This is a genomic window from Shimazuella sp. NTD247 (genome assembly GCF_059510415.1).
Genome location: NZ_JCAJZU010000007.1, coordinates 132,185 through 154,008, shown reverse-complemented (window position 1 = coordinate 154,008; position 21,824 = coordinate 132,185). Strand labels below are relative to the sequence as shown.

Below are 21,824 nucleotides of genomic sequence, written 5' to 3'. Positions count from 1 at the left end.
TCTGGGAAAAACTAAACTACAAAATATTTTTATATATAAAAGTAGATAAACAAAAAAAGACAGAATTCAATCCTGTCTCTTGACAACCGCATACGGCTAAAGTCGTTAGATTCTTGGGACATCTGCCTCATGATTATATCATTCCCAAGCTAATCTTGTGCTCCCCACGGTGACTATACATATATTGACATGAGAAATTTGTAATTTTACTATCTCCAAAGATTGAACGGCTGAAGGAAGATTCCATTCTCTTGTTCTCATCCTACGATTTAAACCGTCAATTTTCTCGCTCACAATGTTATAATATTTTTTTCTCCGGATAATGGTACTGGTAAAAGTCTTTATTATCAAAGTAATTTCCAGCATGTTCCCAAGTTGGATCACAAGGAATGCTTTTTTGTTCATCTTTTAAATACACAACATTCCACGCATGTGGTCCACCAGATCCATCTGGTAAAACCCCTTCTCCAAGCTCTTGCTTAACATCTAGACCTACTGCTCTACCCATCGCGACCATCAAAGCAGAGTAATCCGAGCAAATCCCCTTTTTTGTCTGGTAAGTCGGAATTGCTCCATAAGTAAGGGAGCGGTAATTCCCCGATTGGATAGAATATGCTTTTCTATCATCATAGGTGATATTCTCTCCAATCCATTTATACAAACGATAAGCTTTTTCGCGGTCTGTTTTCGCACCTTTGACGATTTCTCTCGCTTTTTGATCAATCTGTTCATTGGAATCAAAACGTGTCTGCCATGTCCAAAAACTTTTACTGTCTTTTGGTCCGTATTTGGCTGCATCTTGGCTTATTTGATGAAACCAATCACCTGTCTGTTTTCCTAACACGGGTAATTGCTTACTCCATGCGCTTGTAAGCAATGGATTGATCACCTGTTTATCTGACCATTGATAAACTGAGCTGCTTTCTACCATTTTTGAAACATTCGATGTCGGTAAAAAGGCAAGACCAACATGAGCAATCAATAAAAAAAACAATGTCTGTAATGCTGCTTTTGGAATATTAAACAAAACAGCCAATATTCGATTCAAGATAGTGGGAAAATATTCCGTCCATTGGGCGATATTCGCGATACCTCCGGTCAATAGGCGAATGAATGGATGGAATAACAAGCGAAGCAAAAAAGTACATAGCATTGCAATGACCGGTAATGCTATTACCCAAGCAAAAATACTAGCTTTTAGTTCTTGTTGCAGCCATCCAAGAAAGGAAATATTCCAATTGCTCTGCATCATCACATAACGTATGAACCAAAAAGCAGCCCCATAGGAAATGAGCCAGATGACAGAGGTATATATCGAATAAATTGTATCTGATAATTTATCTATTTCATTTGGCAGTCCTCGAATCAACCCAATCAGCAAGGGACTAACCAATAAAACGAGAGCGATGATAGTTACCCAATTCCATTGCATAGTAGTCCTCCAGCTTTTTTCATATGTCTATCATAATAGTGTAATCTGGAAAATACAAAAGGTCTACTCATTCATTTCTTCTTCCATTAGTCATAATAACTAAGAGACAACGGACGACACAAGGATTCTCCTTATCGGGTGCAATTTTATCCAAATAATGGTTTATTCTTAAGTTTATATATAAATATAGTATAAAAACATTCATCAAACAACGCAAAGAATGCTATGCTGTTATTCAACCATTCCATTATTTCAGGAGCAATAACTTATGAGAAAAATATTGGGTTCGATTGTTATTGTTTTAATCATTTATTCTATTGTTACCTCTATATTTTCAGATCAACCTTCTAGTGATGCGAAATTCTCAAAACAAAACCTAGTGAAAAAAGAAGAGTTGCCTACTTTTTATACAAATTCTGATAAATTTAAGGATCGTTCTATCGTGATATATGGACAAATCTCTGATATCTTATCTGGAGAACTACAAATATTTACAGACCCAGATTTAAACAACGATGTATTTATAAAAGGAAAAACCAATCATTGGAAAGAAGACGATTTTGTCAAAGTAAGCGGTGTAGTCGCAGGAGATTATGAGTACAAAAATACACAAGATCGAACCCGGCACTCTCCTATGATCATTGCCACAAAAATTGAAAAATCCGATTATATAACATCTTATTACCCTGCCATTCATACTACCCAAGTCCAGAAAGAGATAAATCAATTTGGAAACAAGATCAAAGTAGAGAGAGTAGAATTTGCAGAGAAACAAACAAGAGTCTACTTGAAAATTACAAATGATTCCAAAGATAAGTTCATTTTTCAAGCAACGAACATGCACTTGGTCCAGAATGGAAAACAATATGAAATAACAGATCCTCCAGATACGGATTATTACAAAGGGATACAATCAGAAATTCTCCCTAGTGCGTATTCAAACGGTGTTGCTGTGTTTCCTGCTATCCAATTTAACCAAGCCTTTACCATATATATGGAAGGGTACAGCAATAATACCGACATCACCCTGCAACCTTTTGTAGTAGATATAAAAAAATAAGTTCATTTATGCTGTTTTACTCTCTCCAAACACACCAAAGAGCATCTGTCTTCACTAGTCAGATGCTCTTCCCAATCTCTTTCATTCTTCATAAACTATGAAAAAACCGACAGGCTGGTGAAAGAAATGCAGAAGGAGATTAGTAAACTAGATAACGCAAAATTGCTATCTCGTAATGCATATGTTGCTCCTCATATTCCCGAATATCATCTTCTCTCCAAAAACAGTCTACGTACCATGATAGATAGATACAAAACGGTATATGTAAAACCAAATAATTCTTGCCAAGGGAAAGGCGTCATTCGTATTGACCAAGCAAATCATTTCTTTCTCGTCAAACCAAGAGATCATCAAAAAACATACCAGATTCGCACGATTGACGGTCTTTTTGCCTGTATTCAACGGGAAAAAAGGAAACGGCCATATATCATCCAACAAGGAATCGCTAGTTTTACTAAGGGTCATCGCCTATTTGATATTCGTACTCATCTGTTGCGAATCGATGGCGAATGGGAAATGGGAGCCATTATTGGGCGGGTTGCTACAAAACGAGGCGTTGCCACCAACGCATACAGCGGAGGAACTCCTGTACCGATTAGGCAATTATTATCTGACCATTTATGGTTAAATGAAGCACAACAACAAGACTATATTAATCAATTGACCGTTCTATCCACCCATGCGACAGAAACGTTTTCTCAAGCATTTCCAAAGTGGAAGGAATTTGGACTGGATATCGGTATCGATGAACGGGGCAAACTTTGGATATATGAGATCAATATCAAACCTGGTATGCTGGTATTCCGCAAAGACCGCCCTTCTTATGAGCGGATCATGCGAATGAAAAAGTTAAAGGCCTAGCAAAGTGCAGCGGCGGTACCATTTGGTACCGCCGCTGGGAGTTATTACTTCAGCTCAGATTTCAGACTTTCGAGGAACCGCTTGAACTGTTCTTCTGTCCTATACTTTCCATTTTTGTAAACATTCGGTCCGCCTGCATCCAGCATTTTCTTTGCCTCTCCTCGCTCGAGGAGTACAGCAGTTCCTTCGTGATCCCTTGCATATGCTAAAAAAGTGTGGAGTGCAAGGTAGGGTTCACGACAAGTACGGAGTGTTTCTCGAATGGAGTAATCGAGATGTTCCTTTGCAGTTCGCTCTTTCTTTGCCATAACAACTCCCTTGGTAAACTCATTGATCCGATTAATCCATGGGTTACCCCATGCTGCTAGTGTTTGGTAATCCACCAGCAAATGAGTTTCGTAGCTCTATTGTACATCCAAGAAGGAATATATACCATTATAATTCCACACGACAACGTCAATTGCCCTTCCATTTTTGCATTCACGCCTTTTGCATTTATATATTCCACCAATATCCATGCCCATCTCGTTCACTCATAATTTTCTACTTTGGTTGTCAGTTGTAAATTTTTACATGGGCCACTGATAATCATACTGTTCAATAAAAAATTTTTTTTGGATAAGTATTGACAATACAAATAATCGTTGTTAATATTAACTCAACGAACGTTAAGTAAATGAAAATGTACTGAAGGAGGGAATATGCTGTATGTCTCCTAGAACAGATAAGAAAACAAATCGAGATCTGCTAGCCGAAAAAAGGAAACAGCAAATACTTGATATCGCAAAAAGGCTGTTTGCAGCGAATGGGTATCATGCTACTTCCATGAGACAGTTGAATAAAGAGATAGGGATGGCAGAGGCTCTAACCTATCATTATTTTCCTGGCGGTAAACGTGAGATTTTATGGGCTGTTCTTCAAGAATCACAAGAGAAAAGAATGAAGGAAATCGATGCAACCTCAGAGATATTTCATGAAAAAATACCGCTTAGAGAGTTTCTTTTCGAAGCTGCTCGAAGAATAAACAGACGTCTGTTGCAAGACGAAGAGTATTTCCAAATTTTACTCAGGGAAAAAAACTTGTTGGAAAAAGAGCAACTAGACATGCTTAATGATATGGCTCAGAAGCCTATCGAAATATTAACGAATTATTTAACCACCCATTCCGATCAAGGCCGTATTCGGAAAATGGATTTCCCAATAGCTGCATCCCAGTTTATTTTTCATATTGCCAATATTACTTTTCAGAAGATTTTATTGGGTATAGAAATGGATCAAGCATATCTGGAGCGATTGGTTGATTATTATGTGGAAATATGGTCTCAATAGTTGCAAATTTTTTTTCCTATTTTACTCAACGAACGTTCAATTAATCATTGTGCAAAAATAAATAAAAAGACATTTTGAGGAGGAAATAACATGCAAGTACCTGTTTTTATTGTTGGCGGAGGACTAGTCGGATTGGCAACAGCTCTCTTTCTTGATCATCATCAAGTACCTTATTTATTAATTGAGCGTCATCCTGGAACTTCTATTCATCCAAAAGCACGAGGAATTAATTCTCGAACAATGGAGCTTTTTCGGCCTTTTCATTTAGAAGATGAAATACGAACAGTCGGATCTTCCTTAAACAAAAGCAAAGGAAATCTAATCCAAGGCCATACCTTAATAGAAGCTGACTTTTCGCAAATAAATGATCTAACAAAAAAACAGCAAGCCTATGCTGATCAATTTAGTCCTTCTTTGGGACAATTCATTACACAAGATCATATGGAGCCGATTTTATTAAAAGCCATTCGGAGAACTCAAAATGGTGAAGTTCGCTTTCATACTGAATTATGTTCTTTTACCCAAGATGAGAAAGGAGTAACTGCGATCATTAAAAATCGGGAGACAGGAGAGCAGGAAACGGTTAATACAGAATATATGATAGCGGCGGATGGTGCTAACAGCCGAATTCGTGATGCATTGGATATTCAAATGAGTGGCCGTGGAACATTAGCATATAACATGAACATGTATTTTCGCGCAGATTTAAAAAAGTGGGTGTCAGGACGTGAGTTTTCCATCTGCAATATCCATCACCCGGATGCTGCGGGAACTCTGGTATCGATCAATAATGATGACTTATGGACCTTTCATGTAAATTTCAATCCTAATAATGGAGAAAGTCTGCTTGATTTCCCAAATGAAGTTTGTGAGAAACTCATTCGTACCGCGATTGGTATACCTAACTTAGAAATCGAGATCATAAGTGTTTTACCTTGGGAAGCTGCTGTAAAAGTAGCTGATCGATTCCAAGTGAACCGAATTTTTTTAGTCGGAGATGCAGCACATTTGATGCCTCCCACAGGGGGATTCGGTGGAAATTCCGGCATTCAAGACGGACATAATTTAGCTTGGAAATTAGCAGCAGTATTGAAAAAAAAGGCCGGGTTGGATCTGCTTGCTACTTACGAAACAGAACGCAAACGTGTTGCCCAGTTTACTACTGAACAAGCCGGTTTAATCGCTGATACAGGTCAATTAAACATGGTAGGTAAAACAAAGAGCCAAGAACCTGTTGATAAAAATAAGGTAATTTTCCAATATCGGTATGATTCGCCTGCTGTTTTTAATGAAAAAACAGAGCCAAATCAGCTTCCTTATGTAGAAAAACTTAACGGTTTACCCGGAACACGCGCCCCCCACCTTTGGTTCGAAAAAGATGGAAAAAAAGTAAGCACCATTGATCTTTTTAATAAAGAATTTGTATTGTTATGTGATGAACATAATCATAACTGGGCAGAAGCAGTTCAGCAGGTTTCTAAAACATTGCATCTTTCTATACACCTTGTTACCATTGGGGATGCCGGAGAGGTGCAAACACAAAACAATTGGCGCCAAGTTTATCATTTACCTGAAGAAGGAGCAGTTCTTGTTCGTCCTGATGGGTTTATTGCTTGGTGCTCGGAAAAAGAAGAAAAACCGACGGAAAAACTTTTGTATGTGATGAAACAATTACTGCAAAAATAAAAATATAAAATGACTTGGGATTTCTCGTCTCAAGTCATTTCTATATGTACTCTTCAATTATTCGATTGCAGACTCTGACCCACGGTCAAAGGCAATTGGCGTTTCCATTTTTGTTTTCACATCTTCTGCTTTTGTGTATCTCCCCAAAGTCCACATCAATTTCGCTACGATCGCTTCTGTGTTCATATTACGAGTATGGATAATATTTTTCTCAACTATCTTCCGCCCTACTTCATACAAATGAAGGTCTTCCCCCTCTTCTAGACATTGGGTAGTGATCACCACAGCAATGCCGCGATTGATCAATTCTTCAATTTTCGGAAGCAAATTCCGTCCAATGATGGGAATCCCGCCACTGCCAAAACTTTCGACGATTACTCCCCGATACTGCTCTTTTATATAATCAAATAACTCTGGTTTGATTCCGGGATATAGCTTTACGACAATGACATCTGTACATAAAGATGTATCACAAACAAGCAACTGATTGTTGTGCTGTGGCGTTCCAAACGGATAAATCACTTCTTTTCCCTCTACATATCCAATATACGGATGATTGATACTTTCAAAAGCATCGTAACTCTTCGTTTTCACCTTTACTGCCCTTGTCCCTTGAATTACTTTGCCGTCAAAGACAACATAGACCCCGCTGATATTTTCACAGGCAAATCTAATCGCATCTTGCAAGTTTCTTTTTGCATCTGTTCGTTCAAAGCTCATCGGGACTTGTGAACCAGTGATCACAATCGGTTTATTTCCTCCCTGTAACATATATGACAGAGCGGAAGCTGTATATCCCATTGTATCTGTTCCATGTGTGATAACAAATCCATCGTAAGATGCATAATGATCTCGAATCGCCTCAGCAATTGTCACCCAAGATTCTGGCTGCATATTGGTACTATCGATATTCATCAAAACTTTACTGTCGAGATGATACAAAGGAGGTACTTTATCAACAAATTGAAGTAAATCATCTGGTGTCATTCCTGGGGTTAAACCTTTATCTCCCTTAACAGAAGCGATTGTCCCACCTGTTGCGAGTAATAATAACTTTTTCTCCATGGTGCATCTCCTTATCTTTCTGCAAATGATAGTTTTTCTTTTTGTAGGATAGATATACGATGTTTTGCAATCTTTCATCTCAATCTGATACTTTTGACACTTAGTTGCCCTTATCCAAATAACTTTTTAAAATATATATAAATATATTATATTTTCCTTAAATATAGGAGGAATTCAATGCAATTTAGTACAAAAAATACGGTAAAAGCACCGATTGAATTTGTATATGAGGACTTCTACAACAATAAAATTTTAAGTAATGGTTCTACTTTTGAAAATGGTTTCGATGCTGGGAGCACATGGATTTTTGAATACGAATTCAGATCTTCCTTGTTTACTCAAATAAGGAAAATGGTAATTCACTTAGAAGATGCAGCAGCTCTAAAATGAAAAAATAGATAATTTGATTATATTCCCACAAACATTACTTTCAAACCGCACAAAATAAACTGGATAAATAACAAGCGTCCAGAATGAATCTACACTGGACGCATATAACAACTAATATAGTTTTGATAACACGTTTTTACAAATGGTAAAAACTAGTGAATATCACGTTTCTTAAAGCTTTCCCCGCGCACTTCATGGATGTTGCCAATCGCTAAAAATGCAGCAGGATCGATATCCTCCACAATTGCTTTCATTTTAGCTTCCTCTAAACGTGTAACCACACAGAAGATGACTTTCTTCCCTTCACCTGTATAAGCACCTTCTCCGTTTAAATATGTCACGCCGCGTCCCAAACGGTCAAGGATGGTCTGTCCCAATTCTTCTGCTTTATCACTAATGATCCAGACCGATTTTGTTTCTTCAAATCCTTCCATTGTAATATCAATCATTTTAAAAGCGATAAAGTATGCAATCAATGAATACATCGCCCGATCCCAGCCAAATACAAAACCTGCACTGCCGAGAATAAATAGGTTAAAAAACATTACTGTCTGCCCTACAGAAAAAGGGATTTTTTTGTTAAACATAATAGCGAGAATTTCTGTACCATCCAATGATCCTCCATATCGAATCACCAGCCCAACACCAACTCCCAAAATAATCCCGCCAAATACCGCTGCAAGCAATGGATCTTGGGTCAGCGGAGGAACTGGATGTAACCATGCTGTCCCAATCGACATAACAATGACACCAAACAATGTAGAGATTGCAAAGGTCTTCCCGATTTGCTTATAACCTAAGAAAAAGAACGGTAAGTTTAGTAAAAACAAAAAGATACCCAAACTCCAACCAGTAAGGTGTGACAACATAATCGAGATACCTACAATCCCGCCATCGATAACTTGATTTGGTACTAAAAATATTTCCAGACCAATCGCAACGAGCAATGCACCAATAAAAATCAGCGTTCCTCTCTTCAATAAACCCGTTAACGTCAGCTTTTTATGATTTACCTTCTCCATGTTGGATACAACTGCTTCTCCCATTTGTATGCCCTCCTTTTTTTTGTCTCTGGAGTATAATTTTCTACTTTTAAATCGTGAAATCACATCTATTTAATTGTTTCAGCCTTTCTTTCATTTGTTCTCTACTTGTGTGAGTAGAGCGAATGATTTCTAAGACAGGTGGTCCTTGTTTGGAACTGTATCCCAAGTAGTGCGTAATTTCCTCCAAACTCCAACCTGCCTTCTTGGCTCGATAAGCAAAGTCTTGACGCAACTCATGAAAAGTAATGTCATGAATGCTTTCCCATTCTTCTTTTGTGGCTTTCTTTTTCAAACTAGCAAACCATCGATGAATCCCATTTTCCGTCAGGTGTTCTGATTTTTGCGAGAGAAACACATAAGAACTTTCTTTTTTCTGTCGTTCCTCGCTGTTTAAATAAAGAAACAAAGGTTTTCGTACATGATTGAGCAGATCAATCTCCCGTTTCTTCCCATCACGATGACCGATTGCAATCCAACCTGCCTTTGGATTGAGATGGCAATCCTCTACCAAGAGCGAAGATACCTCACAAACTCGGCATCCCGCCCAATACCCAAGGGCAAAAATTGCTTTTCCTCTTAAGCTGGTCTGTCTGTCTACCAAATTTTGTAATACGGAACGTTGTTCATTGGTTAACTCGCGAGGGATAAGTGGAATTTGGGGAGGGACATGTGTGTCCTGAACAGGATTGCTCATCAATACCTGCTTCTCATCGATCAGCCATTTGGCAAAACTGTTAATTGCGGCCCGCACTTTATTTTGATGAGCGCTGCTATACGCTTTTTTATTTAAAACAAAAAGAAAAGATTCTACCGTCTGGCGAGAGAGTTGACCGTTATCTGGATTTTCCTGCATCCATTCCATAAACTGCCGTAAAATTCTTCGATAAGCATCAACTGTTTGCTCGCTTTTGTTCGATTGAAGCAAATATTGCTCATATTCCTCCAATAAGCGCAAACAAAGTCCTAAAGGTACTGCTTGCATGATACAATCCTCCTCAATTATTTCCGTTGCATTCTTTGAAGGATGATTTTATTTCCATAAATATTTATATGATGCATTTTTATCTGCTTCTTTGACATTATTATAACATAAAAACGCAAGGAAAAGATATTTCCGTTGCGTTTTTATATAAATAATATTTTTTATCTCTTTAAAAAGGATTGTCCCAGCAAATTTTAAAAGATACCTTAGAAACTAGCTGCTGTCTTCTTCGCTTTCTCTAACCCTGATTGAATAATTTCTAAAGCGCGATCCGGCTCTTGGTTATGACCCTCAATTACCACTTCTTCTACCGATGCTCCCATTAATCCGGCGAAAACTGACTTTGTTGGTTTGACAGCAAACTCCATCAATTTTGTGGATTCTAGAGAATAATTACCTCCGCGGGCGTTAAGCAGCATAATCTTTTTGTTGGTAACTAGCCCAACAGGGCCTTCTGCTGTGAACTTAAACGTTTTTCCAGATTGAGCAAGATAAGAAATATACGTCATTAACGGAGCAGGTACAGTAAGATTCCATGTAGGAAATGCGATGACGATTTTATCCGCGGCTAGAAACTGATCCATATATTTATTAATAATCTTCACGATTTGCTCTTCTGCTTCTGTTAATGGTACTTGTTGGGAGGCTTTATGCAGACCCGTTATAGCATCATTTCCATAATAAGGGATATTTTCTTTAAACAAATCAATCTCTATCAGCGTATCTTTGGGATTTGCTTCCTGATATGCCTCTAAAAATGCTGTGTACATTTGGACACTTACTGCTTGTTCCGCAGGGCGATCATTTACTTTTATGAACAGTACATTAGACATCTGCTTCCACTCCTATTCATGATAAAAACAAGGCTACTTATTTATCTTTCTAATTTCGTTTTCTTTTTGATCCGATTTTTCCTTATGCTAGTTTTGCTGCTGCAAAAATCTCATCTCGATTTTCAGAACCAGGCGGATATATTGCTTGATTAACTCCACTTTTTACCCGTTTCGCTTCTTCTTTCTTTTGAATAACCGGTACTCTGTCCCATCCTCGAGTTATCAATGCCCCCCCCCACGAACCTAAATCTAATTCCGTATTATATGCTTCCTGTCTATATGGGATTTTTTCGTCTATTCCCAATACATTACAAACCGCATTATGACCGGCAAATTTGCCTTGAGGAATGGCATGCTGACAAGACATGAGTGAAAAATGATGATCATCCGTTTTAGCTTTAACTGCATCTCCAGCAGCAAAAACTCTCATCTGAACTTATATATAGACGGTTCAATTGTCTAGCAGCACTCAATGCGCTCCAAGTACCAGCAAATCCACTGCCAACAATAACAATGCTTTTCATGATATGTCCTCCAATTGGGGCACAAAATAAATGCTCTTTCTAATAACACTGTCAAATTTCAAAGTCTCAAATTATATCGTATATAACATTTCGCGTGAAAATTATGATTGATAATCACCTCGATTGGGCATGATAGTTTCTCCTAAAAATGAATAATGACATTTTTTTCAAAAGCGTTATAGGCGATCGAATATATCGGATCCTCCTCAATCCATATTTCACGTCTGTTTTGTCTTTCATAAACTAAGACGGGGGATGGTGTAGTTTTGTGACACTATTTACAAAAATCTATATAGCTCGGAAACAACTGATATAAATAGGTGTAAACAACTTATGAATGAATAAGTTCATTCATTTAAAACACATGGGTCAATTTATCTGGATTTATAACGAAATACAAATGATCAATGTGGCTACCTAAAATATTAAATGAAAGAACGGTCAACGTTTTTCCATCCATATACACGACGATTCCAGGCAGGCCATTGACCATCGTGAGACGATAAGTTAAATTCCCAGCCAATCTTTTCAAAAAATTCGCCGTCAAATAGGCAATTTGTATATGTCCATGAAGAGGTTGCGTCTGTGCCTTTACTCTGCCACCTCCGTCTGTGATGAGTATCGCGTCATCCGATAGGAATTTCATGATTTGAACCGCGTCACCAGAAGTAAGAGCTTTCAGAAATTGTTCCACCAAATTAGTGGTTTGTTCTTGGTCTAAATGAAGCAAATGATTGGTATCATCGTTCACACTAAGACTGCGTTTTGCACGATGAAATATTTGCCGACAGTTCGTACTGCTCTTGCCAACGACATCAGCAATTTCTTCATAGTCATACTGCATCACCTCACGCAGCAAGAAAACCGCTCGCTCCACATGGGATAATTGTTGCAACAACAGCAAGTACGCGGTTGATATTGATTCCTTCTGTAAATAAGATTGCATTGGATCTGTTTCCTCAGTTGCTGTTGTCAGGAGCGGTTCAGGCAGCCATGTCCCAATATATTCCTCCCGCTGTTTGCTTGTAGAACGAAGCAGATCAAGACAGCGGTTCGTTACAATTTTGCATAGATATGCTTTCATATTTTGAATGTGGCTGGAATCTGATTTATATAAAGTTAAAAAGGCTTCCTGAACAATATCTTCTGCATCTACGACACTGCCCAACATACGGTAAGCAAGGGAGAACACTAGTGGTTTGTATGAAATATAAAATTGTTCTGTTTTTATGTTTTCCAAGATATTAGCCACCTGCTTTCTACATGTTACTCACACTACAATGGTTTTCCGATCATCCTTACTGCCTGTCTCCATATCCTTTAACACACATCGCGACGCACGTCTTCCACTTGCCACTGCAGCATCTGCCAAATTTTCTCCATGAGTGGCCCACTCTCCCGCCACATACAGCCCTGCAATTTCGGGTACAGCTGGACCGGGAAATCGATCTTCTCTGGCTAAATGCATAAAGTCGTAGGCTACGACAATATTGGGAAGATACTGCCTGGCAACCACTTCTTTTTCCCAGCCCGGTTGAATCAAATCCAATGTCTGCTCAAGGAATTGTTCATCAGCTTTTGGATCCGTTCCGCCAGTGCCATTGCATTTTGTAATGTTCATGACGGAATTGCCATCTTCGCTTAATCGAGTAAATTTCGATTGATTGATAAAGTAAACAGGTTGATCAATGCCCAAAACCGCAAAATGACTGGGTGCGGAAAGCCGCTTCAAACTAAGAGTCAGGCTTGCCGCCTTAATGACACGAGCCTGCTCTTTCCAGCGTAAAACCGACTTGCTTTCCTTACCACCCAAAAGCCGGGCGGTCACTGCGGGTGGAGCAGCAGAAATCACATGTGTGATATTCATCTCCTGCCCGTCGGCAAATTTCAATTTCCGAACAGCCCCATCATGCTCGATTTCTGTTACGTTTTTCCCCGTCATCATGGAAACTCCTGACCGAACTGCTTTCTCGTAAAGCTGATCAACTAAGGTCTGCCAGCCATCCTGCACGTAGATAATACTATTCTTTCTTGTTGTGCGCGCTACCGATCGTAATGCTGGGCCAGCCAATTGATGATCCGGAGCTTGTGAGTATGAGTTTGTTCTTAACATTGCGTAAGCGATATGACGAGCCATCGGATCACGAAGTTCTTGTTCCATCCAGGTTCGCAGATTGATAGCCGGCAGGGCATCCGCATCGATTGTTGTCAACTTTTTATAAAACTTAAAAAAGTCCATCTTACCTGACCAACTTAGGTTTCGAGAGATTAAAAATTTATACATATGTGTTACCTTATTGTTCCAAAGAAACGATACATTTGTCGTGGGAGATCCCCCTTCTACTCTTATACCTAAGTCTTGAAAGATTTCATCTACTGCCCCACCTTTGATTATTGCGTGGGATCCAAGATCGAATATAGCTCCGTTTTTCTTGACAGATATTGCCCGGCCTCCAAATTGGTTTGCCTTCTCCAGCAGGACAACTGATTTACCTGCTTGGGCCAAATCAATTGCTGCCACCAAACCTGCAAAACCGCCACCAATGACTGCCACTTCAAATCGTTTCATTATCCTTACTCCCCTTCCTTGTTCAGTCCTGTCATAAACTAAGACGAAGAAAGGTGTGGATTTGTGACATTATTTAATAACTTTTTTCTAATATCTGTTCACTTAAGGAAAAACGATACTTTTCTGAAAGGATGGTGTTTATACAATATTCCGTCCCTTTATTTGACTTCATCTGAGTACCCCCACAAGAAAAAGAGATGAACTTATTTGAACAATATTTAAACCGCCAATAAGATTAATCTCATTGGCGGTTATGTATGAAAACGAGAGAAAATCATCTCTTGTATCTTCGATTTACAAAATGCATTTTTAAAATGGGACAGACCACTAGAAGAAGCATCGCTTTTTCCAGTGGTCCTTTTTTATCCAGAGAAGAAATTGCACTATATTGATCTCCTACTTCAAAAACCAAGCAAAAGGCTTTTCCAAAACCTCTGCCAAAATGACGAGTTCATCGACGGAAATGCGCAGCAGCTTGCTGATCCGGTCTGGCTTGCTCATGTGTTTTGCCAAGAAAGCAATGTGCCTGACACCCCAGTTCAATCCCCTCTCCGACAGCTTCTCAGAGAGTATCTCCATTTCCCATTCCAGCTCATCCATCCGCTGAATCATGCGCTGAATGACAAGCCAAGAAACAAAATTCGTGGAGATTGGAAAGCTCACAGCATGCCACAAATAAGTCTCCTGCTCCCCACATTTGCCGGTTAGCAGCATCTCAATCGACATTTCAGTAATTCGATGAAGTGCTACGAAGAAGTCCACGCTCATTCCGGTTTCGGATTCACCGCGCTCGATGACATCCAGCTTCTTTTGACGAATCTGAGCACCAAGAATGGAACGCATTTCTTTGGCGAACGCTTTTGGACTGATCCCGCACCATTCCAGTGAACATTCCATCATCTCACCAGCGACGAGGGAAGGCGGTTTTGCTTCCGAAATGGATACCACTTTTTCTCCTCTTGATAAGGTTTCTTTTCGTCATTATAGCAAAAAAAATATACTGTTTTGAAACCTAGCCGCTAAAAATATCATAATGATAACCGATCACCATTTGTTTCCCTTCTTCCAACTCAAGATGATGGCAGTTGGACAAATCAAAGGAAATAACTTCGCCTGTTTTGGTTGTCAGTCCAATCCGAAAAATATTTGCTTGCTCTGCTTTCATTTGCACATAACAGACAATATTTTTCTCATGAGAGTTCGGGTTAATCATTTCGGTTTTATCCCAAATATGTAAGTCTAAATTTTTGTGTATCTTCCCCCATAACTCATCCACCTGTTCCTTCTCTCCTTCTATACTCATACGCAGCATCTGGATCTTCCTTTCCTCTTCGAATCTAGCTAAAATGATAAAAGGAATACTAAATATTTTCAATAATTATATTTTTCTATCATTTCCATGGAAAACGTTGTTTTCAAAAAGGATTTAGCCCCTATTCCATCGAAATCTTGGAATATACAGGAAATATTCTAGGATGTGATAATCTTGCAGTTACCAATGGAAAAAATCGGGCCGATCTTACGAAAAAAGCGAATGGAACTCGGATTAACAATTATGGATTTGGCAGACGAACAAATCTCCAAATCTACTATCAGCAATGCCGAACGAGGCTTACCCAATGTTACAGAGGCGATGTATCAATATTTAGCAAAAAAACTAGAGCTGCAGCACACCCTGCAACCCTTAATCGATCAGAGCGAAAAACAAGAAGAAGCCGTAATGGAGCAATTGTTGGCTTTAGAAAGCATGATCTCTACTGATCCATTTGATTCATCGAAAAAACTAACGAAGATAAAAAAAGCATATAGCCTTCCAAAACAAAGCCATCTATCTGCTTTGTACACCTTTTTAACAGGCAGATGTGCTTTTGAGCAGAAGAAATGGAAGCAAGCAAAGACTTTGTTTTGGGAAGTAGTGGAGATTGCAAAAAGAAGCGATTTAGAAAATTCTAATCTACTTAGTGCATCTATGAATGAGCTTGGACGTATCGCTTACTATGAAGATAAGTTAGAGGATGCTATTCAATATACCATCCATGGTTTGACCTATTTAAATAGAGAGGGCGCTCGAAGCCATTACCTATTTCATTTGTTATTAAACAAAGGAATTTATTTATTACAGATACATGCAACAGAGAGAGCTTTAGAGGCTGTTATGGACTTAGATCATGAAGTAAACCAAATATCAAGTATCGGTGATGTACTGTGCAACGTGCACGTAGATATTATCATCAATATGTATAACATGTATGGATTAATTTATAATGATCTACAAATGCATAAAAAGGCACTAGACTATGCCAGTAAAGGGGCAATAATTGCACAAAAGAACAAATATTTCGATAGTCTGTTGATGTTGCGTACAACACTTGGTATTATTCTATGTAATCTTGGTAAAAACCAAGAGGCAGAGAATTGTTTTCTCTCAATTTTAGAACTAGAGAAAAACGTCAAAGATGAATATAACTTTGTTTTCGCTTATATAGAACTTGCAAAATTATATTTAAAACAAACAAATTGGGTAAAAGCAGAAAAAACGCTAAAAAAGGCTAGTTATATTAGTTTACAAAATAATGCTTTTATCCATGTAATGGAATGCTCTATGTTATTGGGTGATTGTTATGTAGAACGGCAGTTATATAAAGAAGAAATACAACATTATCAGAAAGCTGAACTATATATAAAAACAAGTAAAAATCTAAAAAAAGAAAGAGAGCTCATTACTAATTTAGGCTATTGTTATTCTAAAATCGGTGACATTATTAATTTAGAAAAATTTCAGAAACAAGCACTCCAAATAAATTATAAAATCAGATGGGGGGATTAAAAATATGGTCTGTTATGGGAGTAGACCATCTGGTGATTAAAAATAAGAAAACACTAAAAAAGCCAATAGAACTGTTTTGGCTTTTTTTATTACCTTTCTATTTGAGAAGTTGTGATCAAAGCCTTCACCATCAAACTCATTGCTTTGATTCTTTTGTGATTAACCAGTTTTCTTCTTTTTAATAGACTTAGTTTGTACGAGTTTATATACCAAGATATAGTACAGATAAATACTCTGGTCAAACATATTCTTAGAGGTAATATGCGTATGAAATCCGATTGACTTCTTCAAAATTCGGAACCTCATGAAAGACAAAAAGCGAGTGGGGCGAACTGCTCAAGAAGGCTGTTAAGCGGCGTTAATAGGTGTGTTACCTAAGAATGTGGTTGGATGATGGTTTTCTTTCATCCAACCAAAAATGTATATCAGATTTAATTTTGCCATTACCACGAATAATCGCTACAACTTGGGATAATCCCCTCATACCCTTCTTCAAATGCGATCGTTTCCGCTTCCAAACAAGCATTATATATACTCTCCTGTACTGCTTTTGCTGCAGCATTGCCAATCTGATCGACGACGATATTCGGCCAAGTAGCCCCGCTCATTTGCCCGACTTTCATTTCTTCATTGGAAAATACAAAGATAACATCGCCATCGATCTGTGTATGTATCGGATAAATTGCACGAACATGTCCATGTGAGGCGAGATGGGCGACACGTTCGTAGTTTTCTTTTGATTGCAAATCGACATTTGTCCCTACGATGGAGATCGTTGTATTCATCGAGTCTATGGTTTGCAGCTCGTTTACCTCTTCAAAAGAAAGAATCGGTTCCTTCTCTCCGCGATTGCCTGCTAATACTTTACCAGCTGGCAGCACAACATTTCCTACCGGATTGGCAACTGTGAGCGCACAAACCATTGCACCATCAGCCAAATCAACCTTGGCAGAACCGACACCTGCTTTCATCGCAGGGAATTTCGTCCCATTTTGCAAATAATAAAATTTGCCAGCTGTCGTTCCGGTCCCTGCACCAACATTGCCATTTTCTACTGGCGCATCGCTTATCGCATCATAAGCTTCGCCTCCAAAATTAGCATCAAATTGGGCGATTCTCGTCCCTAAATCATACACAATCGCTCCACTGATGCTTGGATTAATAATATTTGCACAGCGATCTCCAATTCCTTTGGCGATCATTCGTTCCATGATCGCAGCAGCACTCATCAAACCGGGCAGACATCCTCCTGCTACAAATAATCCATGTCGATGATAGTACGATTTTCCTTGATGCAGCGTATCCGTGTTAAAGGTACTTGATGCACCTCCATAAGCAGTATATGCAACCGGATATGCTCGATCAAATGCGACGACGGTACAGCCAGTCAGTTTATCCAAATGTGTCGCATGCCCTACTTTTACTCCTGCTAATGCTGTGAGTGTATTGTTTTGCATATTTTTTGCTCCTTTTTAAGATTCGGACCATAATATTATCAAAGAATAACTTCCTCAACGTATGAACCTGAATATACTTAGTATATTCAGGTTCGCTTTGTTACTGTTCTTTTACAGTAACAGTAGTATTTTTAATTCGTCTCTGCGGAGATGGATCCGATTTTGGTTGTGGTGTAAATGTTTCTTCAGAGTCAATTCGTCCAGTAATCAGATTCCTATTCCGATAGACCACCTTTTCCTTCATCAATTGGAGAGTATGTTCATACTGGTCTTTATCTGCTATTCTCTCACCCCAAAAAAGGAACATACATCCAGACTCTTCATCCATCTTTCGTTCATATGAATCCGGAAGACCATTAATGGTAACATTCGGGAATTTTTTCTCCAAAAGAAACTCCCCATTTCATCTCCTAAAGATCACTAATTCTCTTTTTTCTGCAAAATTATCCTATCATTATAGTAAGCCCAATTCAAACTTATCAAAAAGAACAAAAACTACTTATTTAAAAGAAAATCATTTGAATAATCCAATAGAAAATGACATAAAAATATTAAATTTTATGATCATTTGTCTTTCCTTTTCTAGAACTAGCCATATTATAAGAAGAAAACACAATCTATTAATTTTTTATTTATATAAATATATATCTATCGATTTTCTTTTAATATTTATTATAATAGAAGCAATCTCTAAAAGAAGGAGGAACGTAGTCAGGAAGGTGGAATGACTTTCTGAAAAATAGTGAGGAGATAGTACAGTAAATAGAAAGAACGCAATCAATTTTCCTAACATTTACAGTGTGCTGTTTATTCACTCAATGGCAATTATGCCCAATTCACAAAATACTTAGTAAGGATGGTACAGATGAAACTTAGAACGACCCGCAAAAAGTATCTTTCTGTATTCACAAAAGGTTTCACTGCTGTTGCTACTGCTGTCCTCTTGTTGACTTCTGTTGGAGCACCAGCGGAAGCTGCACTCTCCCTAAAAACAGAAGTCTTTGCCAAAGTGCCTTCCCCTGGTTTTCCAGAGGGCATCACTGTGTCTACTGATGATACAATCTATGTAGGAACACATCAAAAAGCTTCAGATCCTGCCGATACCCCTTCTCATGTATTTGCTTATGATAAAAAAGGGAATCTCAAACGTGATTATGTCATTCAAGGTCAAAATCCAAATGGACAAGGCATACTAGGCATGGCTTTAGATAAAAGTGGAAATCTTTACATTTTGGATCGCCATCCTGCACGAGTGATTAAACTAAACCCAAAGACTGGAGAGCAGTCAACCTATGCTACCTTCCATGAAGTCAAACCATGTTCTGCAGGGGGTGCCGCTGGTGATTGCTCGGCAGAATCCGAAGATCGTGCTGCATATGTAGATGATTTGGTATTTGCACCTGATGGTACCCTTTATGCTACTGATATCCAACAATCTTTGATCTGGAAAATACCTAATGGCGGCGGTGAAGCAAAGGTTTGGTATACTGATCCCGACCTAGATTCTGTCTTTGGAGCAAACGGCATTCGCTTTGCTGACAATGGAAAAACGCTTATTTTGGCTGTATCGTTGTACAAAGTAACAGACCCCACACAAATATTCAATGGCAGAGGGCGTATTTACAAGCTCCCTATTGACAAAAATGGAAACCCAGGACAAAAATCCTTACTATGGGAAGCCAAATCTGATGGAGAAGGCCCAGATGGTTTCGCTATAGGCGACTCCGGAAAACTATATGTTGCCTTAGCACTGCCAGGTCGTCTGTTGGTACTGTCTCCAGATGGTAAAGAAATAACTCGTACACCAGCTACAGAAGAAGAAAACCAACAACAAGAAGTTCCCTATTCACTCCCAGCTAATGTGGCATTTTTAGGGACAAATGTATTAATCACCAATCAAGATTTCTTCGCTGGAGATCCCAATAAACATGTCGTATTTAAAGTAGATGTACATGAAAACGGGAAACCTCTATTCTTGCCATTTATCAAAAACTAAAAGCAAAGGACAGAAGATTACTTCTGTCCTTTGCTTTAGTCTTCTAATAACCGCTTGGCAATACTCCGTTTGAGTCCTACTTCATTAATTGGCTTCACCCGGCTGTATCTGCGTAATATGGATAGATGTGTGGTGAGTTCATCACCGGAAAAGATTGCTGCAAGTGCATGTTTGGCTGCATATTCGATCCTATCTTTCGTATAAAATGCAAATGCTAGTGTGAGCTCTTCCCTGTTTTCATCTGGTGTTTTTTTGGTGCGCAAAAACGCACTTTCCAAGGCAAAGATAAGTGTGACGATATCTGCTAAATCACGTAAAATTTCTTGTTCCTTATCAATTTTGTCTCTGTATTTATCCACTGCCGTCCCCGCAGTGAGCAAAAAGATCTTTTTGCTGTTGTGAACGATCTTTTCAATCACAGCAAGTCTTGTGTTTTCTTGTTCTAGGCTCGGAACATAATTCATAATTTCTTTATGCAGATCGCTGACAGCAGCCATCAAAGGCAATTGTCCAGATAATGCTTTCTTTAACAACGTCCCTAGAATAAGCAAACGATTGATCTCATTTGTACCCTCAAAGATGCGATTGATACGAGAGTCGCGATACATGTTTTCAATTTCATATTCTTGCATAAATCCATATCCACCATGAATTTGCACGCCTTCATCGACAACTTCATCCAATGTCTCCGAGCCAAATACTTTAGCTAAGGAACATTCAATTGCCCATTCATGTATGGACTTCGCCACTTCTGCTCCATCCGATTGCTCAATCGACGATAAACCTTGTTCAAACAAACCTGCGATCCGGTAAACCATACTTTCCAAAGCATACGTTTGAATCAGCATATTTGCTAACTTCTCACGAATAAGGGCAAAACTAGCAATCGGCACGCCAAATTGTTTGCGGTCAGAGGCATACTGCTTAGCTATTTCAATAACGCGCTTGGCTGAACCCAGGGTACCAGCGGCCAGTTTAAAACGTCCTAAGTTCAATATATTAAATGCGATCCGATGTCCTTTTCCGATTTCTCCTAATACATTTTCGATCGGTACTTCCGCATCTTGCAAAATAAGTGTTCGAGTGGACGAACCTTTGATACCCATTTTCTTTTCTTCTGCCCCTGTGGATACACCCGAAAAATCCCGTTCAACAATAAATGCTGTAAATTTATCTCCATCCACTTTTGCATAAACAATAAAAAGATCAGCAAAAGCAGAGTTCGTTATCCACTGTTTTTCACCATTTAAGATGTAGTGGGTTCCCGCCTTATTTAAAACTGCTGTCGTCTTTGCTCCAAGTGCATCAGACCCCGAACTCGGTTCTGTTAAGGCATAAGCGGCCAATTTTTTTCCACTCGCTAAATCTGGCAAATACATTTGCTTTTGTGCTGGTGTCCCAAAAAAGACAATCGGCAATGTACCTATACCAACATGCGCCCCGTGTGATAGAGCAAAAGATCGAGCCAGAGCCATCTTTTCTGTAATTAAGGTGGAACTTACTTTGTCTAATCCCAATCCATCGTATGCTTCTGGAACATCTGCACCGAGCAGACCTAGTTCCCCCGCTTCTTTTAATAGCCGTATCGTATGGGAAAATTGGTGTGCTTCAATTTCGGGGAGTACAGGCCATACCTGTTCTTTGACAAACTCTTCCGTCATTTTTGCCACCATATGTTGCTCTTCCGTCAAATCTTCAGGTGTAAAAACTTCATCGGCTGACGTCTCGGTAATGAGAAAAGAGCCTCCTTTTACCATCCTTCTCCCC

22 protein-coding genes are annotated in these 21,824 nt (G+C 38.8%); 7 read left to right on the top strand and 15 right to left on the bottom strand.

Annotated elements, in window-relative coordinates:
- Window positions 1-298: 298 nt before the first annotated feature.
- Window positions 299-1,432 carry a transglutaminase domain-containing protein gene (locus AC5WOC_RS17245; protein WP_496056659.1) on the bottom strand — a complete coding sequence of 378 codons (1,134 nt, stop codon included), beginning with the start codon at window positions 1,430-1,432 and terminating at the stop codon, window positions 299-301.
- A 268-nt stretch (window positions 1,433-1,700) separates the two neighbouring features.
- Between AC5WOC_RS17245 and AC5WOC_RS17240 the strand changes: the two genes are divergently transcribed.
- Window positions 1,701-2,492 carry a hypothetical protein gene (locus AC5WOC_RS17240; RefSeq protein WP_496056658.1) on the top strand — a complete coding sequence of 264 codons (792 nt, stop codon included), beginning with the start codon at window positions 1,701-1,703 and terminating at the stop codon, window positions 2,490-2,492.
- A gap of 126 nt (window positions 2,493-2,618) precedes the next feature.
- Window positions 2,619-3,353, top strand: a complete 735-nt coding sequence (locus AC5WOC_RS17235; protein ID WP_496056657.1) for a YheC/YheD family protein — start codon at window positions 2,619-2,621, stop codon at window positions 3,351-3,353.
- A gap of 44 nt (window positions 3,354-3,397) precedes the next feature.
- Here the strand turns inward: AC5WOC_RS17235 and AC5WOC_RS17230 are convergent, their stop codons facing one another.
- A complete protein-coding gene (locus tag AC5WOC_RS17230) occupies window positions 3,398-3,661 on the bottom strand; it encodes a hypothetical protein (protein WP_496056656.1) in 264 nt (87 codons plus the stop codon).
- A gap of 400 nt (window positions 3,662-4,061) precedes the next feature.
- Here AC5WOC_RS17230 and AC5WOC_RS17225 point away from each other — a divergent pair, with 400 nt between their 5' ends.
- A complete protein-coding gene (locus AC5WOC_RS17225) occupies window positions 4,062-4,682 on the top strand; it encodes a TetR/AcrR family transcriptional regulator (protein ID WP_496056655.1) in 621 nt (206 codons plus the stop codon).
- Between the two features lie 90 nt (window positions 4,683-4,772).
- Complete coding sequence (locus tag AC5WOC_RS17220; protein ID WP_496056654.1) at window positions 4,773-6,368, top strand: FAD-dependent monooxygenase; 1,596 nt, start codon at window positions 4,773-4,775, stop codon at window positions 6,366-6,368.
- 57 nt (window positions 6,369-6,425) lie between these two features.
- Here AC5WOC_RS17220 and AC5WOC_RS17215 read toward each other — a convergent pair whose 3' ends face one another.
- Entirely contained in the window at window positions 6,426-7,433 is a 1,008-nt protein-coding gene (locus AC5WOC_RS17215; RefSeq protein ID WP_496056653.1) for an asparaginase, read from the bottom strand.
- Window positions 7,434-7,610: 177 nt separating this feature from the next.
- Here AC5WOC_RS17215 and AC5WOC_RS17210 point away from each other — a divergent pair, with 177 nt between their 5' ends.
- The gene (locus AC5WOC_RS17210; RefSeq protein ID WP_496056652.1) at window positions 7,611-7,823 is read left to right on the top strand and encodes a hypothetical protein; all 213 of its coding nucleotides are present in this window, start codon (window positions 7,611-7,613) and stop codon (window positions 7,821-7,823) included.
- Between the two features lie 152 nt (window positions 7,824-7,975).
- Here AC5WOC_RS17210 and AC5WOC_RS17205 read toward each other — a convergent pair whose 3' ends face one another.
- The 9 genes from AC5WOC_RS17205 to AC5WOC_RS17165 form a co-directional block, all read right to left on the bottom strand.
- The gene (locus AC5WOC_RS17205; RefSeq protein ID WP_496056784.1) at window positions 7,976-8,845 is read right to left on the bottom strand and encodes a YitT family protein; all 870 of its coding nucleotides are present in this window, start codon (window positions 8,843-8,845) and stop codon (window positions 7,976-7,978) included.
- 70 nt (window positions 8,846-8,915) lie between these two features.
- A complete protein-coding gene (locus AC5WOC_RS17200; protein WP_496056651.1) occupies window positions 8,916-9,851 on the bottom strand; it encodes a tyrosine-type recombinase/integrase in 936 nt (311 codons plus the stop codon).
- Between the two features lie 206 nt (window positions 9,852-10,057).
- Window positions 10,058-10,684, bottom strand: coding sequence for an FMN-dependent NADH-azoreductase (locus AC5WOC_RS17195; protein WP_496056650.1), 627 nt, complete (start codon window positions 10,682-10,684; stop codon window positions 10,058-10,060).
- Window positions 10,685-10,766: 82 nt separating this feature from the next.
- The gene (locus AC5WOC_RS17190) at window positions 10,767-11,114 is read right to left on the bottom strand and encodes a hypothetical protein (protein ID WP_496056649.1); all 348 of its coding nucleotides are present in this window, start codon (window positions 11,112-11,114) and stop codon (window positions 10,767-10,769) included.
- Window positions 11,083-11,208 (bottom strand): hypothetical protein, encoded by a 126-nt coding sequence (locus AC5WOC_RS17185; protein ID WP_496056648.1) that lies wholly within the window; start codon window positions 11,206-11,208, stop codon window positions 11,083-11,085. Before AC5WOC_RS17185 ends, AC5WOC_RS17190 begins: the two co-directional genes overlap by 32 nt.
- A 355-nt stretch (window positions 11,209-11,563) precedes the next feature.
- Window positions 11,564-12,448: an RNA polymerase sigma-70 factor gene (locus AC5WOC_RS17180; protein WP_496056647.1), complete on the bottom strand. Its 885-nt coding sequence runs from the start codon at window positions 12,446-12,448 to the stop codon at window positions 11,564-11,566.
- Window positions 12,449-12,478: 30 nt separating this feature from the next.
- Window positions 12,479-13,777: a phytoene desaturase family protein gene (locus tag AC5WOC_RS17175; protein WP_496056646.1), complete on the bottom strand. Its 1,299-nt coding sequence runs from the start codon at window positions 13,775-13,777 to the stop codon at window positions 12,479-12,481.
- Window positions 13,778-14,173: 396 nt separating this feature from the next.
- Window positions 14,174-14,725: a hypothetical protein gene (locus AC5WOC_RS17170; protein ID WP_496056645.1), complete on the bottom strand. Its 552-nt coding sequence runs from the start codon at window positions 14,723-14,725 to the stop codon at window positions 14,174-14,176.
- Between the two features lie 64 nt (window positions 14,726-14,789).
- The gene (locus AC5WOC_RS17165; protein WP_496056644.1) at window positions 14,790-15,089 is read right to left on the bottom strand and encodes a hypothetical protein; all 300 of its coding nucleotides are present in this window, start codon (window positions 15,087-15,089) and stop codon (window positions 14,790-14,792) included.
- 174 nt (window positions 15,090-15,263) lie between these two features.
- Between AC5WOC_RS17165 and AC5WOC_RS17160 the strand changes: the two genes are divergently transcribed.
- Complete coding sequence (locus AC5WOC_RS17160; RefSeq protein ID WP_496056643.1) at window positions 15,264-16,604, top strand: helix-turn-helix domain-containing protein; 1,341 nt, start codon at window positions 15,264-15,266, stop codon at window positions 16,602-16,604.
- Between the two features lie 443 nt (window positions 16,605-17,047).
- Here AC5WOC_RS17160 and AC5WOC_RS17155 read toward each other — a convergent pair whose 3' ends face one another.
- Together AC5WOC_RS17155 and AC5WOC_RS17150 are read right to left on the bottom strand one after the other, a co-directional pair.
- Window positions 17,048-18,061 (bottom strand): P1 family peptidase, encoded by a 1,014-nt coding sequence (locus tag AC5WOC_RS17155; protein ID WP_496056642.1) that lies wholly within the window; start codon window positions 18,059-18,061, stop codon window positions 17,048-17,050.
- Between the two features lie 100 nt (window positions 18,062-18,161).
- Window positions 18,162-18,449 carry a hypothetical protein gene (locus tag AC5WOC_RS17150; RefSeq protein ID WP_496056641.1) on the bottom strand — a complete coding sequence of 96 codons (288 nt, stop codon included), beginning with the start codon at window positions 18,447-18,449 and terminating at the stop codon, window positions 18,162-18,164.
- A gap of 477 nt (window positions 18,450-18,926) precedes the next feature.
- Between AC5WOC_RS17150 and AC5WOC_RS17145 the strand changes: the two genes are divergently transcribed.
- The gene (locus AC5WOC_RS17145) at window positions 18,927-20,057 is read left to right on the top strand and encodes an SMP-30/gluconolactonase/LRE family protein (RefSeq protein WP_496056640.1); all 1,131 of its coding nucleotides are present in this window, start codon (window positions 18,927-18,929) and stop codon (window positions 20,055-20,057) included.
- 35 nt (window positions 20,058-20,092) lie between these two features.
- Here the strand turns inward: AC5WOC_RS17145 and AC5WOC_RS17140 are convergent, their stop codons facing one another.
- Window positions 20,093-21,814, bottom strand: coding sequence for an acyl-CoA dehydrogenase FadE (locus AC5WOC_RS17140; RefSeq protein ID WP_496056639.1), 1,722 nt, complete (start codon window positions 21,812-21,814; stop codon window positions 20,093-20,095).
- Window positions 21,815-21,824 lie beyond the last annotated feature (10 nt).

Coding starts and splice junctions, on each gene's coding strand:
- AC5WOC_RS17245 (WP_496056659.1), bottom strand. CDS start 1,432: ATGCAATGGAATTGGGTAACTATCATCGCTCTCGTTTTATTGGTTAGT.
- AC5WOC_RS17240 (WP_496056658.1), top strand. CDS start 1,701: ATGAGAAAAATATTGGGTTCGATTGTTATTGTTTTAATCATTTATTCT.
- AC5WOC_RS17235 (WP_496056657.1), top strand. CDS start 2,619: ATGCAGAAGGAGATTAGTAAACTAGATAACGCAAAATTGCTATCTCGT.
- AC5WOC_RS17230 (WP_496056656.1), bottom strand. CDS start 3,661: ATGGCAAAGAAAGAGCGAACTGCAAAGGAACATCTCGATTACTCCATT.
- AC5WOC_RS17225 (WP_496056655.1), top strand. CDS start 4,062: ATGTCTCCTAGAACAGATAAGAAAACAAATCGAGATCTGCTAGCCGAA.
- AC5WOC_RS17220 (WP_496056654.1), top strand. CDS start 4,773: ATGCAAGTACCTGTTTTTATTGTTGGCGGAGGACTAGTCGGATTGGCA.
- AC5WOC_RS17215 (WP_496056653.1), bottom strand. CDS start 7,433: ATGGAGAAAAAGTTATTATTACTCGCAACAGGTGGGACAATCGCTTCT.
- AC5WOC_RS17210 (WP_496056652.1), top strand. CDS start 7,611: ATGCAATTTAGTACAAAAAATACGGTAAAAGCACCGATTGAATTTGTA.
- AC5WOC_RS17205 (WP_496056784.1), bottom strand. CDS start 8,845: ATGGAGAAGGTAAATCATAAAAAGCTGACGTTAACGGGTTTATTGAAG.
- AC5WOC_RS17200 (WP_496056651.1), bottom strand. CDS start 9,851: ATGCAAGCAGTACCTTTAGGACTTTGTTTGCGCTTATTGGAGGAATAT.
- AC5WOC_RS17195 (WP_496056650.1), bottom strand. CDS start 10,684: ATGTCTAATGTACTGTTCATAAAAGTAAATGATCGCCCTGCGGAACAA.
- AC5WOC_RS17190 (WP_496056649.1), bottom strand. CDS start 11,114: ATGAGAGTTTTTGCTGCTGGAGATGCAGTTAAAGCTAAAACGGATGAT.
- AC5WOC_RS17185 (WP_496056648.1), bottom strand. CDS start 11,208: ATGAAAAGCATTGTTATTGTTGGCAGTGGATTTGCTGGTACTTGGAGC.
- AC5WOC_RS17175 (WP_496056646.1), bottom strand. CDS start 13,777: ATGAAACGATTTGAAGTGGCAGTCATTGGTGGCGGTTTTGCAGGTTTG.
- AC5WOC_RS17165 (WP_496056644.1), bottom strand. CDS start 15,089: ATGCTGCGTATGAGTATAGAAGGAGAGAAGGAACAGGTGGATGAGTTA.
- AC5WOC_RS17155 (WP_496056642.1), bottom strand. CDS start 18,061: ATGCAAAACAATACACTCACAGCATTAGCAGGAGTAAAAGTAGGGCAT.
- AC5WOC_RS17145 (WP_496056640.1), top strand. CDS start 18,927: ATGAAACTTAGAACGACCCGCAAAAAGTATCTTTCTGTATTCACAAAA.
- AC5WOC_RS17140 (WP_496056639.1), bottom strand. CDS start 21,814: ATGGTAAAAGGAGGCTCTTTTCTCATTACCGAGACGTCAGCCGATGAA.